The organism is Bacillus sp. FJAT-49736, assembly GCF_018343615.1.
In the GTDB taxonomy this organism is placed as follows: Bacteria; Bacillota; Bacilli; order Bacillales; family Bacillaceae_C; genus Margalitia.
This window is the reverse complement of sequence record NZ_JAGYPI010000003.1, coordinates 288,509-302,663: the sequence shown is the minus strand read 5'-3', so window position 1 is coordinate 302,663 and position 14,155 is coordinate 288,509. Positions and strand designations below refer to the sequence as shown.

Sequence of the window (14,155 nt, the reverse complement as noted above, 5' to 3'; positions counted from 1 at the left end):
AAAATAGTAGCAAACCAACAGGGTGGTTTTGCTACTAATGATAGTCTATTTAAATAACATAAACAAAATATCCGATAAATATTATACAAAGCACATACATAATCGGATGAATTTCCCTTGTTTTCTTCATGGCAATCATGCTAATTGGATAAAGAATGAAACCAAGGGCAATCCCTGTTGCAACACTATAACTCAAAGGCATCATAATAATCGTAATGAAGCTTGGAATAACGATGGCTAAATTATTCCAGTTAATCTTGCTAATTTCAGTTGCCATCATTGCCCCGACAATGATAAGGGCTGGAGCTGTAACTTCGGGAGTGACAATGGACAGGACAGGCGAGAAAAATAATGAAATAATAAAGCATGCTGAAATTATAATGGAAGTAAAGCCTGTACGCCCCCCAACTGCAATTCCAGAAGAGGACTCCACCATTGATGCAGTTGTAGATGTCCCCAATACTGCTCCAATAACAGTAGACATAGAGTCAGCAAGGAGCGCTTTTCCTGCATTAGGAATCTGGTTATTCTTCATTAACCCTGCTTGGCTCGCAATAGCAATTAATGCACCTGCTGTATCAAAAAAGGCAACAAACAAAAAAGTAAATATAACAGCAAGTACTTTTGGAGAAAAAATGTCATCCAGGTTTTCGAAAACCACACCGAATGTGGGTTTCAGACTTGGTATTTTCCCTATGATTGCTTGAGGTGGGTGAATAATGCCAAATGCAATACCAAGGATGGTTGACAGCACCATCCCGTAAAAAATACCACCCCTTACTCCTCTATTTAATAGAATAATCGTTATAATAAATCCAGCAATCGCGAGTAATGTTGGGGCAGACTTAAGATTTCCAATCGCCACAAATGTCGAATCATTTGCAGTAACAATTCCGGCATTTTTTAAACCGATAAATGCGACGAAGAAGCCAATTCCTCCAGCAATGGCATGTTTTAAATCCTGGGGTATCACATTAATAATTTTTTCACGGATTTTTAATACGCTTAAAATCATAAAGATTATTCCAGCAATAAAAACGCCCGCAAGCGCCGTTCCCCATGGTATTTTCATACCAATGCATACAGTAAAGGTGAAAAAAGCATTTATCCCCATACTTGGAGCAATGCCAATTGGATAATTTGCAATTAAACCAATTAAAAGAGATCCAATAATAGCAGATAAAGCAGTTGCCGTGAATAACGCTCCTTTATCCATTCCGGTTTGACTTAAGATGACCGGGTTGACAACGAGGATATAGGCCATTGAAAGAAATGTTGTAATTCCTGCTACCATTTCCTGTTTATAAGAAGTGTTTCGTTCGGAAAATTGAAAGTAGTTTTTCATGATGTGACCTCCGAATTAAGTAAACGATCAAATGCGCAAGCGCCAATTTTATAATTCCCTAAAGAATGAAAAAATCCCCCGGTATACTGCCGGAGGATGCTACAAAGGTCAATAAAAGTCTTTAAAACACTTTATCATTGCCCCTTGTAGACAGGCTATTTACGGCAGCCCGGTAGAAACGTTCAAGCCATATTCTTGAACATATACAAGGTAAATCATTATAAAATTAATAAAGAAAATAGTAACAAGGATATTTTTTTTAGTCAATAACCGCGCCCATATTCAGTTAATTAAGTTTTTTCCTATATATACTTTTAATGGATGTTAGAAATGAATCATCTTTGAATCAAGCTTTTTAGCATTTTCCCAATGGAATTTTTCAGCCTTCATGATGAGTTGCTCTCATGCCTATGACATGTGGCAATATATGGCGACAAAAGGCTATTATCCTGTTGAAATTGCAAGTCAGGCACACATCAGCAAAATTGGATCCATGTATCAAATTGTTCTAGAAGATTCAGCCCAATTTCAACAATACATGACTAACTATCAAAATCCTGTGATGGGGAATAGCGATCAGCTTTGTCAATAATCAAGAAGTTGGATGACTTATTTAAAGCATCCAGCTTTATTTATAAATAAGCCCTTTAATATGAGCAGTCCTCCATTATTCCCCCAAATATTCATTTTTTCACCTAACTTATTTCATCTTACTCTGTAATAATGGTTGCACTAGCAGTGGAATGTTCCAACTAGCCCATTTCTATCTATAATGTAATCTTTATTTTTAAAAACTATTGGTTAGTAGAATTTATTACCTGTAAATCCTTTTTCCCACATCTAAATTGTATTTCACATTTCCGGCTTTATTAGACAAAAATTTGATATAATATAAAAAATGGAAAAAAAGGGAGAAAGGGAAATGTCAGAATCATTTCAAGTTATTAGTTTTGTTGAAAATGAAAATATAAAAATTGAAATATTAGAATATCAAAGTTTAGGCGGAAATGATAACTTCTCTGTTGCTGAAAAATTATATTTTGCTCAAAAGTCCAATATCAAATTAAGACAGGTCAGGATTACATTAAAAAACAGCTCATTAACTGCAGAAGCTGGTGCTCTTCAGATTATGAAAGGGAATATTACATTAAAAAGCTTAGGGGGAGCTGGCGCCAAAGGATTTTTAAAAGGACTCGCCTCCAGTGTGTTAACAAATGAATCGGCCATTAAACCTCAATACCAAGGCAGCGGGGTTATTTATCTGGAACCTAGTTTCAAACACTATATGATTTTTGAACTAGATAATGAGGAAATCATTGCGGATAAAGGTCTTTTTTATTGCTGTGAATCTAGTGTTTCTGTTTCTGTTCAGGCAATGAAAAATATCTCCTCCGCCTTAGTTGGAGGGGAAGGACTCTTTCAAACAAAGGTATCCGGCAGTGGTTTTTGTGTTTTTGAAATACCTGTTCCAGAAGAGGAACTTGTGGAATTTGAAATTCAAAATGAAATGGTTCAAGTTGATGGGAACTTCACACTTTTCCGAGTGGGCAATATTGATTTTACCGTTGAAAAGTCGACAAAAAGTATCTTCGGTTCTGTTGCTTCTGGTGAAGGATTACTTCAAACATTTAGAGGCACTGGGAAAGTCATTATTGCCCCGACATTACCTGTATACAATAGCTTAGCCAATGTATTTACCCCAGTTCCACCAAAAAAATAAAAAAGCGGCATGAATTGAGTAAAATTAATATCCCAAATAAACTTTTTCATAATACCCCTATATGTGCAGAATATATAAAAACTCATATGCAATGGCATATGAGTTTTCTAGTTAGCTTTGTTCTGAAATATAGTTAGATTCAGTAAATATTTATTTATTTCTCTCAAGGTTTTGATACACTGCCATCAATTCTTGTTTATTCAATTCACGAATACGATGGAAGATCGGAATATCTGCAACAGCTTCCGTATATAAGCCTTCATCTACAACATCCCTTACTTTTCCTGTCAGCCATGTTTGCACATCTACACCATCAACGATTTCCTTTCGTCCTTCTTCATTGATACCACTTGCATAACAACTTACACACGGAATGGTTAATTTAAACACACCATCATGCAAATTATCCTCTGATATGACTTTCTTTCCTTTACAGAATGGACATGGATGGCTTTTTTTAATTTTATTAATTGGGGTAACTAATTTTTGATAACCAAATACTTCAAAGACATAGGTAAGTTTTTTATATTTTCCATTGGTGAAATACTTGTCTATGATCGTTTCTCTTGTTTCATGGACATTAGGAAAATCACAGATGGTTATTTGATTTTTGCTGCTAATAGATTCAATATTGTCTTTGATTATGTTCCAGAATGGCAGGGCATTTTGTAAAACCACCTCATAGTCAGCAAAGCTTGCTAGTTCTATTTCAAGCATTTTTAGGGCTACTTGCGTTTCCCTAGGTAATAAGGAGACATCCTCCGTCAGTACCATATCACCACCAACAATGGATCTTACTTTTTCTAGTTCTGGCAGATTTCCTACTGTTTTTATGACCTGATCAATTGGTTGATTAATAATTTCCCGAATATCAGTGTCACCAAAAGTAAGCTTTTTATGATGGTTAAGCACAGTTCCTTGACAGACCGGGCAGGTAATTGTCTCTTTGGATTCTTTTATCTGTTCTTTAATAGTGGACTTTGAAATGGCCATATACATTCCTATGATCTTATTAAAGCCTTCCCATTTTCTCCTCGTCTTGCCTGCTTTATCATAAAAGGACTTTTCCCAGTAACCATATAAAAAGGTATGCTTTTCCGCCTCTGTCATCTCATCATAGCTTTTACTAATATCTTGACCTAGTTCCTTTTTGATCTCATCAAAAAGGAATTGCAGTTTAGGATATTGGTAATATTTTAATACTTCCATTACATCTGGATGTAGTAGTCCATCCCAGAATGGTACATTTTTATCTTGAATGACCACATCCATATCAAATTTCCCAATTACTCGACGACCAGAGCAAGATGGGCAATGATTTTCTTGATTATAGAAGTCGAAGCTTCTAGTATCTTTATTGGTTGGATGCGCAGCCACAATATGGTTGATCAATCCACCGATTTCATAGAGAAAACTATATTGACTATACAAGTGCCTTTCAAGATCGATGGCAATGACAGGTGCTATTGTATCTGATTCAAATTCCCCATAAATCAATCTGGCCATGGATGATAAGCTTTTCAAGATACCACCTTTATAAATATTTTCAGCATCTTTGAAATAGCCAATGTTATTTTCTTCTAAATAGTTAACTCCATTTTTTGGCTCTAGTGTGGAAGAAATATGTACTGATGCAACACCATTTGTACTCTTTTGTTGACTAAAATAATCATCATGACTAACTACATCAAGTTGCTCGACTGGTTCCAGCTGTCTTTTGCCAAAATCAATGATAAAATCAGAGCTTTCCATCATATAGGCATTATGCTCAATCATCATGATGCTGACAGATTCATCCTGTAGAATCTCTCTAATGCTATCAATGAATTGATTTAAAATATTTTGTGAAAGGCCTTTTGAAGGCTCATCAAAAATAAAAAGTGTATGTGGGTTTCTTGAGTTGGCAAATAGCTCCGAAACTAAATGGACACACTGAAATTCACCAGTTGATAAGGACTGTGTTTTTCGTTCCAATGTCAAATAGCCAAGTCCAAGTTTAATCAACATGCTCAAGCGTTTATGAGCAATGTCTTCATTTGGAAGTTCATCAATAATATCTTCAATAGATCGTTCAAAAATATCATCAATATCTTCACTATATTTTGTAAGTTTCTTTTTAATATCAAGAAACGTCGCGACGGTTGAGCGACTCGTAATCGATTGATTTCGATCCTGCCCAACCATGACCAGTTTATCCTTTGGATACCGCTTTTGAAAATCTTTGGTGATACACTCATTGACAAGAGTTGATTTTCCGCATCCAGACTCACCTGTGACAGTTACAAGTCTATTTTTGGGAATCTGGATTTCAGCCATTTGAATATTACGGCAATAGAGTTCCTTAAATTGATAGTATTCAGTTGGCATTTTCAGATTTCGTTCCCCATAGATTGGTTTTGGACGTGGTGATTCCTCCACAATTTTACCGCCATACTTACCGCTGCCAGGTCCAAAGTACAATGAGTCATCCGTTGATTCCAGCACTGTATCAGAATGATCTATGAGCCAAATTTGATTCTTATAGCCTAATTTTTTTATTTGCTCTAAAATTTTCACTAATGTCTCGTGATCCAGACCAACAGAGACTTCATCAATGATAATCACGGTATTTTCACTGGCAGCCATAAATTCTGCCAAATAAAGACGTGTTAACTCGCCACCGGACAGTGTACCCATAATGCGATTCAAGGTTAAGTAACCAATATTCATATTAATGATATTTTGGAGAATAAGTTGCTTCGCTTCACTTATCTGTAAATCCTCTGATTGTGAAAGAATCTTTTCAATGCTCCACTCGTTAATATCGGAAATACTATATGATTTCTCTAATAATTGAATTTGTTTTTGCTCCACTTCTTGATTAAAGCGCTGTCCCTTACACTTTGGACATTCAACATTTTTGGTAGTTCCGCGTCCTTTACAAGCGGGACACCAGCCTAATTCATTATTAAAGGAGAAACTTTCTGGAGAAAGATGAAACTCTTCCGCAAACCTCTCCCGAATCTCCCTAAAAACGCCTGTATGGGTACCAATAGTTGAACGTGGATTAGAAGAAATCGATGATTTTCCTAGAAAAAGAACTAAAGGCATATCTTCCATCTTAATGGCACTAAAATTCGTTTCCATTATATTAGAAAACATATACTGATAATCAGCTTTAGGTAATAAGGAAACGAGTCGCTTCTTGGATTCTTCCCCAATTGCCTGACAGAAAGTGGTTTTGCCTGATCCAGACAAACCCGCGATTCCTAACGATTGATCTTCCGGCAAAACAGCGTCTAAACGGTTAATATTATTGGCAATTAATTGATTTATTTTCATATTGTTATCCTCTTAAATTAGAAAATTTTATCTTTCTAAATAAACGGCCCAGTCCTATACTGAGCCGTTGCTTTTCTTGTATGTTCATTTCACAGGTCTGTTCTTACATTTCGTTTAACATTGTTTTAAGTTGTTCCACCATATTCACCCAACCATATTTAGCACCATTGAACGCTTGGTCCTCTTCTTCAAATCCTGTATGTTCTAGATGTAAGTAGGTTGTTCCATCCTCTTCCTTCAAAGTCCATGTGACTACAGTATTAATCGGGCCTCCTACCCATGTGTATGATAACTTATAAGGTTCTTCTACAACTAATACTTCACAATCCACAATTAAATTCCATTGGTCATTTCGGAATTGATATTTTTCTCCTACAATAGGTTTAAAGTTATTTTCCATTATCCATTTTGCAAGATTATCCGAATTTGTTAGTGCGTTCCATACCTTATTAATTGAACTATTAATCTGAAAATCCAACGAAAATTCTGCCATTATTTTTCCTCCTCTAATAGTTTTTTTAAAAGTACTATTCTATCGTTCCAAAACTTTTCGTAAAAGGACACCCAATCTTTAATTTCCTTTAAGGGAGCTGCATTTAATCGATACCTTGTTTCTCTTCCAACCTTACGATCTGCAACTAGACCAACCTCTTTAAGAATAGCCAAATGCTTAGAAACAGCAGTACGACCCATTTGAAATTGAGAAGTTAATTCGTGAAGAGGTAGCTCCTCTACATCTGCCAACAAACGCAGTAATTTACGTCTTGTCGGGTCAGCGATGGCTATATAAACGTCACGCTCGTTTTGTTTCTCGCTCAAATTCACCGCCCCTATTAATAAGACACCAATTAGTGTCTCAATTATATGACACTTATTGGTGTCCAGTCAATATTATGTTGGTCATAACTTACCTAATCTATTCATTATTCAGCACAACATTATTTTTATATCTTTATGTTACAAAATGTAGGAAGAGGTACTAGTACCAAGTATCCGGAATATAGCGTTTAATAACAAAGAGGACTCACCTTGTGTTATCAGATGAGTCCTCTTTTACGACGCAATTATTCAGAGGTAGGTTTTTTATCTTTTCAAAAAGATATTGTAGCAAATAAAATAAAAATGATTTACAAAAGAAATAGAGGAAGAATTGTGTGTGGCTAAAACGGACCAATGTATAATACTTTATTTTCTTTGAAACATAAGTAAATGGAAAGGCAAAAAAAGCATTCACAATCGCATTGATTAAAACGAAATAGGTAAATTTTCCATATGTCCATTTTAATATCCACATGGACCCAATCAAAAACGGTCCAATATTAAAAGGGAACTCATTAAATAGGTAAGAGTTGGGTTTTTTATAAAAGACCCACCATTTTCTTTTTTCGGCGATTATCACATTTAAAGCTTCTATAATTCCTATTAGAATGGAAACGGGGAAAAATCTTTTTATATTTTGCAGCCCTAAAAAAGGCAATGTTGACCATGAAAACAGGACCATCATAACATTAAGGAACTTTTGCAATTTTATTGACATGGCAAGAACATCCTTTTCTCCTGTACTCTCATCCCTTCTATGTTAAAATAACCAGATTTTCTCTTTATATGTACTCACCTTTTCATCATTACCGCTGCTGATAACCATTAGTTCATTATAGCTTAGGTTCTCAAAACATAGCGGAAACCTCAATTATACAAATAGATACAAAAAAAAGAGCTGCCCTAGCAACTCTGAAATTCTGCTTTGTTACACTATCTTTTGTCAGGCCGATTCTTCATAATATAAATAATCTAAGGTTCTTTTCTTAAAATTTGTTGCTTCTGAAGAGTGGCATGAGCTAAGACTTAATTAGGATTTATTACAATATACAAAAAGCAACAATCTATATACGAACAGCCTGAGCTAAAAAAGAACAAAGAAAGCGATGCATTAACAAACTACATTATGCATTCGTTTTTTATTATCTTAATGGATGGTTGTTGCTTTTGTACTTTTGATCCTTGCTCTTTGGATGCAATATTCAATAAGGAATAAATTCGGTACCCAAGCAATCCATGCAAGAATTTGATACGCATGGATAAAATCACCATGAAATAATGCAAGTAATGGTCCCAGATATATCCTTAACATAACACCGGCAAATGTTAACGAGTAACTTCTCCACATCCAGTGTTTATGCTGTATTACATTTCCGCGGATTATCCACATTACTGCCATTCCAGTAGAATACAACCAAAATAAATCCAAAAAGAAAAAACCAAAGCTTGCGACCCATCTCCCGGATGCAAAAATAGATAGGTATATATTTACCATCCCGCTGATAAAAATAGATGCTACATAAACTTTTCCCAGCAGCCGATGTATACGAACTCTTTTTCCATTTTTATTAGCAAATAGTTGAAATGGTCCAATGACGAGAGCAAGACACGCAGTAATAATATGCATATACAAAACATAGACCCATGGAGTTAAATGAAAATTCGGACTTTTAAGTTTATATTGAACCAGGCCAGCTAATTTCGGACTATAAAAACCATATTGTATGATAGCATATGCAGCCGCTAGTACTGCAAATATAGAAATAGTTACGATTCGTATTTTTTTCATCATGATCACCTCTTAAATCCGGGTGGTATACTCCCACCACCCGAAAATAGTTAGATATTGCTGTTTCTACTTAAAGAATTAAACATAAACATCAATAAGTCATTTCCATCAAATCCCGACTCAGAAGGTGAAACAATTTTTTGCACCCTCATCCCGTAAGAAAGAATCATAAACATCTTCGCAAACTTCTCTGCATCGATCGTTAAAGGAATAACTCCTCTTTCTTGCCCAACTTCAATCCAGCGTTTCCCTGTTTGAAAAGAATACACATATAAATCATTTAAAATCTTCTCTATCGAAGGATTATCTGTTTGGCTTAATAAATAAATGAAAATGGTATTAGAAACACTTTCATCACCACTATTGTTTAATAAAGATTTCGCAATGACTTGAAATGGGGGAATATCAGATTCTCCATTGCTCATTGCCTCTCTCACAGCATGTTGAAATGCTTCATTTGTTTCTTCAACTTTTGCTTGCAGAATCAGGCCAAGTAATTCATCTTTACTAGATACATAATGATAAATGGCTCCTTTCGATAGCCCCGTATGCTCAATAATATCCTTTAAAGTAGTATTTTTGCAGCCTTTCTCTTGAATAAGCTTTTCGGTCGTTGATAATATTAATTCAAAGCTAGGATTTTTGCTGAAAGATTCTACCAATTTTGTTTCTCCTTTCTATTTTAATTACTGGATCAATCATGATTTGCAGCTGATAGTATCGGTTGTGGAAAGCGTATGGTTAGCATAATGACTTTTCCAATTAATATTCCAGCGATAGAAATAAGGAAAGGTACATATGCATAATTTCCATTTAAGTGAACCGGGATATCCAATAATTCTATATAGGAAAATTTAATGAGATACCTAATAGGAACGGATACCAGCCAAATAGCTAATGTTACCCATGAGCCTGCAACCACCCATTCATTCTTTTCACAATAAACGTTTACAAATTTTCCTTGGAATAATCCAACTATCGCTCCAAGGGAGAAAACGATGACCATTCCTATCCCTTCTCCTATATCAACACCTGCTTTAGAACAACTATATAGGGCATATAAAAGTAACAGGATTGGAAAAGTAAACATACTCCTTCTCAAAGGCTTAATCCTTAATTGACTCCTAACTATGACAAGCAAAATAAGAATAGCAATATAAAAATTAGACATTACTCTATCCCCTTTCTAGTATAAACCAACCGTCGGTACGATTTCACAAAAAATGATTTATTAGAAATCGTTGTTGTACCTGTTTTTAATAGTGCCCGATATTTAACATACATTGCTGTTCTCCATAAAAATGTGTAAACAACAAGAATTCCAATATACAATGCAAGCATTAATTCAATGTCCGGCTGATACGTATGACCTACAAAAATTGGATGCGTTTGAAAAATATTTGTGCGAACTAAATATCTTACATACGGAAAACCAAACAAAAAAATGTAAAAGAAAAGATTTGGTTTAAAGCGAATAGTACCATCACTTCGTTTCACAAAGGTTGTAGTAAAAATATAAGGAAGAGCCGCTGCAATACCTAAAATGACCATCCAAATTATTTCTTCCTTCGATGCTCTCGTCAAACAGTAGACAATCCACGGAACAGGCGCAAACATAAGCCAATCCCCTAGTAAAAGCTTTAAACCAGAACCAGTTACATCTCTTCTCGTTTGAAAAAATTGTTTTAATGTCACCCAAATAATTAAACCCCAAACTCCATAACCAATTAAATCCCATTGATATTGTGTCATTATTTATCTTCTCCTTTATTTCCAGACCGCCAGTCGGTTTATTTATATTCTTATCATAAGTACCGACCGTCGGTTTGTCAAATGTTTTTTTCATTTTCTCAAAAAAAAAAAAAAAATAAACAGTAAATAGCACTGTTCATTTTTTGCCAAAGACTTTATTTAAGTACTGCTTCATCAATGTATTATCTGATCAAGTTTATGCTTTGAATATCTACGATAATAAATAGTCCATAGAATTACTACAGCTAGTATTCCATAAAAGATGATTGGTGAAACCGCAAGGAACGCGGTTGTAGATAAAGAAAAAACTAAATAAGCTTTAATCATTGCTTCTAAAAGCAATGATATTCCCCATACTATAGTAATAAATCGAATCACAAAACGAAAATAGTCGTAATCCCAAAACCTTTCATAATCATTCGTAGTGAATCGTTTTGCAAAATAATAGATTAATGGTTTTTGCAAGAACAAAGATAAGAGAAAAAGCATACCCATAATTCCAGTAACAAACGATTCTCGTAGTAAGATAATTTTTTCATTGCCACCAAATAAAAGTGCTATTATTCCCAGTAAAAATCCAACTAACATAAAGCAATTAAATACATCAATCTTACGATTTTTGCAAAATCCATAGATAATATCAAGTAGTGGTATAATGGTCGCTATAATCAAAGAAAACAAATTAGAATAATATGATTTCAATATAATATAAACAACAAACGGTAAAACTCCATTAAGTAATATTGTACTGATAACACTTTGAATAATCGATTTCTTCGTATACAATGGCATACCCCTTTATCTATACAGGTAGTGTTATGCTAAATCTTTTCTAATTAAAACGTCCTACTTTTATTTTAGTTCAACGAACATCAATATCCTACAGAAAAAATCATCCTTCCTTTAACAAAACATAAAGGATAGATGATTTTAAGGAATCATTTATATAATTGAATTAAAGCTATCTAAGAATCAAGAAAGATAAAATAAGTGAATTGTGTTAATTAATCTCTTTCTCTTGCCCTCTGTGTATCTCTAATATTTTTTTGAACGGTTATAGCTGCAAAAATACTAAGAACATATGCCATACCATAAAAACCCTTTTCGCTTAAAACAATACTTCCCGCATTGTATAAACCGATGGACATTAATAAAATAGATACAATAAGTGCAATCCAACTAATACCATAATAAATATTTGTAACAGGTATTCCCTCATCTTTATCTCTAACCGCTTTTTGTAAGGATACAGCTGAATAAAGTCCGAATACTAGGACAGCAAAGTAATATCCTTTCTCGTTCAGTTCCATCGTTGCATTAAACAAACCTATGAGGTAAGCCGCAACACCTACTAACAGCGCTGCCCAAGAGGCGCCTTTAAACGCTGGAGTCGGTTCTCCATCTTTTCTTTCTGTTTTCACTCTAGGTTCATTTTGTTTTTTCTTATCCATTAAAACTTCATTATCAATAGACATCGAAAATCCCCCCTTATTTTCATATCTAAGAAAAATGGAGCACCAATAATGCATTATTGTGCTCCTGTTCTCATCTATTATATAGGAAATTATTCAAAATAGTATATAATTTTACTCTATTTCCATTTTTCATTTTTAAACAATGGGGACGGTTCTCTCATGTTTCCTAACGAAACATGGGAACCGTCCCCCCTGTAAAAAATATTTTCCCTAGTAAAGCTTAGTAAATTCCCACTGCATCAAATCCAGAATTTGCGGCAGCTTCTTCCGCGCTTCCTTCCCCATATAGATCAATTGCAGATTGAACAATTGCTCTTCGTGCGTCACTAAAATTGGAATTTGGAGTTAAATAAACAGATATTGCTCGATAATAAATTTGTCCTAATTTCTTTCTTCCAATCTCTTGACCAATTAAGTATGCGGCATGGTTCGTAATGGAGGAGTTCACATGGACACCGCCATTATCTACAGATTGCGGCATATTGTAATATTGACTCATATGTGCCGGATAAACTCCGCTGCCATACGCAGCTCGTTGTGCATTACTAACAACAACACTATTCGGATCACTCATGCTACGCAATCTCGTAACACCATTTGCTTTAGCTGCCGGCGCCATAATATCCTCGCCTATTTCCCAATCTTTATCATCCACGAGTGCACCAAAGACATCGGCAAATGATTCATTAAGTGCTCCAGGTTGATTGCGGTATACTAGATTTGCTGTATGAGTGATAACACCATGTGTCATCTCGTGGGCAGCAACGTCAAGACCTGCAGATAGTGAAATAAAGAACTCACCATCTCCATCACCATAGGTCATCCAAGCACCATTCCAGAAGGCATTATTATAATTTTTATCATAGTGTACATAGGAGTTAATAGCCATCCCTTTCCCATCCAGGGAATTTCGGCCATGTTCCTTCAGATAGTATTCATACACCTTCTCGGAATTATAATGTGCATCTACCGCGGCTCTATCATAATCCCCAATAAAAGCAGCAGAATTCCCAACATATAGGGTATCATTTTTAGTATTCGTATCATTTTTTGAATCATAGGTAAATATGCCTCCCAAATTCTCATGTACGACATCTGCTAACGCAAACCTTGTTCCTGATTTGGGTTCCTTCACTTGGGAGATATGTAAATCCCTGTGAGCACCATGCACACCTTTTCCAACACCATTTTGTGGTTTGAATTCATCAAGATCCATTATACCGTTATACTTGTCAATAACTTCTCCCGTTTTTGCATCCACAAAGACAAACCAATTTCCAGGTTCATCCCCCATAAAGTTAACATTCACCTTATAAGCTGTATGATTTTCCCCATCAAAAGGATATACCACAAGCTCAGTTGTTGGATCATATGTCAGCTCATCAGGAGCATCGACAGAAGTTAATGCGGCCTTTAGTGCATCATCACTACTTAAAGAAGTGGTAGTGTCCACAGCATCATCATCAATCGTCTGATTAATTCGTCCATTGATGGATACTACTTCATTATTCTTATTAAAATGTACAATGACTTCTGATCCTTCTACGTAAAGTCCATTTATTGTCTGATTAAAACGTACATGAGTCATACCAAGCTTATCTTTTTCTGTACTTTTTACTTTTAGATTCTTATCTGGATTGTTTATTCCGGTTTTACCTTCGTTTTTCTTCAAGTAATTTAATGCATTAGAAGGAGTACTAGAAGAGAATTTCTCTGCAAATCGCTCCTTTACAAATAAAGGAACACTGGCTTTATCATTCCATTTTTTAGCAGCTTGTACACTACTTACCATCTCTGTATCAACGGGCTTCGCCAATACATTACTTAACGGGATAGAACCTACCAAAATCACTGAGGACAGAGCTACAGGTACAATGAACTTTTTCTTCAACACTATTACCCCCTTATTTTTTACTCACCATTATTATAAATAA

13 protein-coding genes and 1 riboswitch are annotated in these 14,155 nt (G+C 35.1%); of the genes, 2 read left to right on the top strand and 11 right to left on the bottom strand.

The genetic code is table 11. The features are described 5' to 3' along the window. Positions 1–49: 49 nt before the first annotated feature. The gene (locus KHA87_RS17535) at positions 50–1,345 is read right to left on the bottom strand and encodes an NCS2 family permease (protein ID WP_213095474.1); all 1,296 of its coding nucleotides are present in this window, start codon (positions 1,343–1,345) and stop codon (positions 50–52) included. Positions 1,346–1,472: 127 nt separating this feature from the next. After that, a riboswitch (purine riboswitch) is annotated at positions 1,473–1,574 on the bottom strand. Positions 1,575–1,772: 198 nt separating this feature from the next. On the opposite strand from KHA87_RS17535, the gene KHA87_RS17530 reads away from it, so the two are divergent. Then, a complete protein-coding gene (locus tag KHA87_RS17530; protein WP_213095473.1) occupies positions 1,773–1,937 on the top strand; it encodes a hypothetical protein in 165 nt (54 codons plus the stop codon). A gap of 330 nt (positions 1,938–2,267) precedes the next feature. Beyond that, complete coding sequence (locus tag KHA87_RS17525) at positions 2,268–3,065, top strand: AIM24 family protein (RefSeq protein WP_213095472.1); 798 nt, start codon at positions 2,268–2,270, stop codon at positions 3,063–3,065. A 150-nt stretch (positions 3,066–3,215) separates the two neighbouring features. Here the strand turns inward: KHA87_RS17525 and KHA87_RS17520 are convergent, their stop codons facing one another. The 10 genes from KHA87_RS17520 to KHA87_RS17475 all read right to left on the bottom strand — a co-directional run bounded on the left by KHA87_RS17520 (position 3,216) and on the right by KHA87_RS17475 (position 14,112). Continuing rightward, positions 3,216–6,386, bottom strand: coding sequence for an ATP-binding cassette domain-containing protein (locus tag KHA87_RS17520; protein ID WP_213095471.1), 3,171 nt, complete (start codon positions 6,384–6,386; stop codon positions 3,216–3,218). Between the two features lie 103 nt (positions 6,387–6,489). Then, entirely contained in the window at positions 6,490–6,879 is a 390-nt protein-coding gene (locus tag KHA87_RS17515; RefSeq protein ID WP_213095470.1) for an SRPBCC family protein, read from the bottom strand. Beyond that, positions 6,879–7,205 carry an ArsR/SmtB family transcription factor gene (locus KHA87_RS17510; protein WP_213095469.1) on the bottom strand — a complete coding sequence of 109 codons (327 nt, stop codon included), beginning with the start codon at positions 7,203–7,205 and terminating at the stop codon, positions 6,879–6,881. Before KHA87_RS17510 ends, KHA87_RS17515 begins: the two co-directional genes overlap by 1 nt. A 1,147-nt stretch (positions 7,206–8,352) precedes the next feature. Next, entirely contained in the window at positions 8,353–8,997 is a 645-nt protein-coding gene (locus tag KHA87_RS17505; RefSeq protein ID WP_249310560.1) for a DUF2306 domain-containing protein, read from the bottom strand. 47 nt (positions 8,998–9,044) lie between these two features. Then, complete coding sequence (locus KHA87_RS17500; RefSeq protein ID WP_213095468.1) at positions 9,045–9,656, bottom strand: TetR/AcrR family transcriptional regulator; 612 nt, start codon at positions 9,654–9,656, stop codon at positions 9,045–9,047. Between the two features lie 32 nt (positions 9,657–9,688). Beyond that, on the bottom strand, positions 9,689–10,165 hold the full coding sequence (locus KHA87_RS17495) for a hypothetical protein (protein ID WP_213095467.1): 477 nt from the start codon (positions 10,163–10,165) through the stop codon (positions 9,689–9,691). Then, on the bottom strand, positions 10,165–10,746 hold the full coding sequence (locus KHA87_RS17490) for a CcdC protein domain-containing protein (protein WP_213095466.1): 582 nt from the start codon (positions 10,744–10,746) through the stop codon (positions 10,165–10,167). The genes KHA87_RS17495 and KHA87_RS17490 overlap by 1 nt, the downstream gene beginning before the upstream one ends. A gap of 174 nt (positions 10,747–10,920) precedes the next feature. Next, a complete protein-coding gene (locus KHA87_RS17485) occupies positions 10,921–11,532 on the bottom strand; it encodes a VC0807 family protein (protein WP_213095465.1) in 612 nt (203 codons plus the stop codon). Between the two features lie 218 nt (positions 11,533–11,750). Further along, positions 11,751–12,221 (bottom strand): inner membrane protein YiaA, encoded by a 471-nt coding sequence (yiaA, locus tag KHA87_RS17480; RefSeq protein ID WP_213095464.1) that lies wholly within the window; start codon positions 12,219–12,221, stop codon positions 11,751–11,753. 220 nt (positions 12,222–12,441) lie between these two features. Continuing rightward, positions 12,442–14,112, bottom strand: coding sequence for a M4 family metallopeptidase (locus KHA87_RS17475; RefSeq protein ID WP_213095463.1), 1,671 nt, complete (start codon positions 14,110–14,112; stop codon positions 12,442–12,444). Between the last annotated feature and the right edge of the window lie 43 nt (positions 14,113–14,155).

Coding starts and splice junctions, on each gene's coding strand:
- KHA87_RS17535 (WP_213095474.1), bottom strand. CDS start 1,345: ATGAAAAACTACTTTCAATTTTCCGAACGAAACACTTCTTATAAACAG.
- KHA87_RS17530 (WP_213095473.1), top strand. CDS start 1,773: ATGGCGACAAAAGGCTATTATCCTGTTGAAATTGCAAGTCAGGCACAC.
- KHA87_RS17525 (WP_213095472.1), top strand. CDS start 2,268: ATGTCAGAATCATTTCAAGTTATTAGTTTTGTTGAAAATGAAAATATA.
- KHA87_RS17520 (WP_213095471.1), bottom strand. CDS start 6,386: ATGAAAATAAATCAATTAATTGCCAATAATATTAACCGTTTAGACGCT.
- KHA87_RS17515 (WP_213095470.1), bottom strand. CDS start 6,879: ATGGCAGAATTTTCGTTGGATTTTCAGATTAATAGTTCAATTAATAAG.
- KHA87_RS17505 (WP_249310560.1), bottom strand. CDS start 8,997: ATGATGAAAAAAATACGAATCGTAACTATTTCTATATTTGCAGTACTA.
- KHA87_RS17495 (WP_213095467.1), bottom strand. CDS start 10,165: ATGTCTAATTTTTATATTGCTATTCTTATTTTGCTTGTCATAGTTAGG.
- KHA87_RS17490 (WP_213095466.1), bottom strand. CDS start 10,746: ATGACACAATATCAATGGGATTTAATTGGTTATGGAGTTTGGGGTTTA.
- yiaA (WP_213095464.1), bottom strand. CDS start 12,221: ATGTCTATTGATAATGAAGTTTTAATGGATAAGAAAAAACAAAATGAA.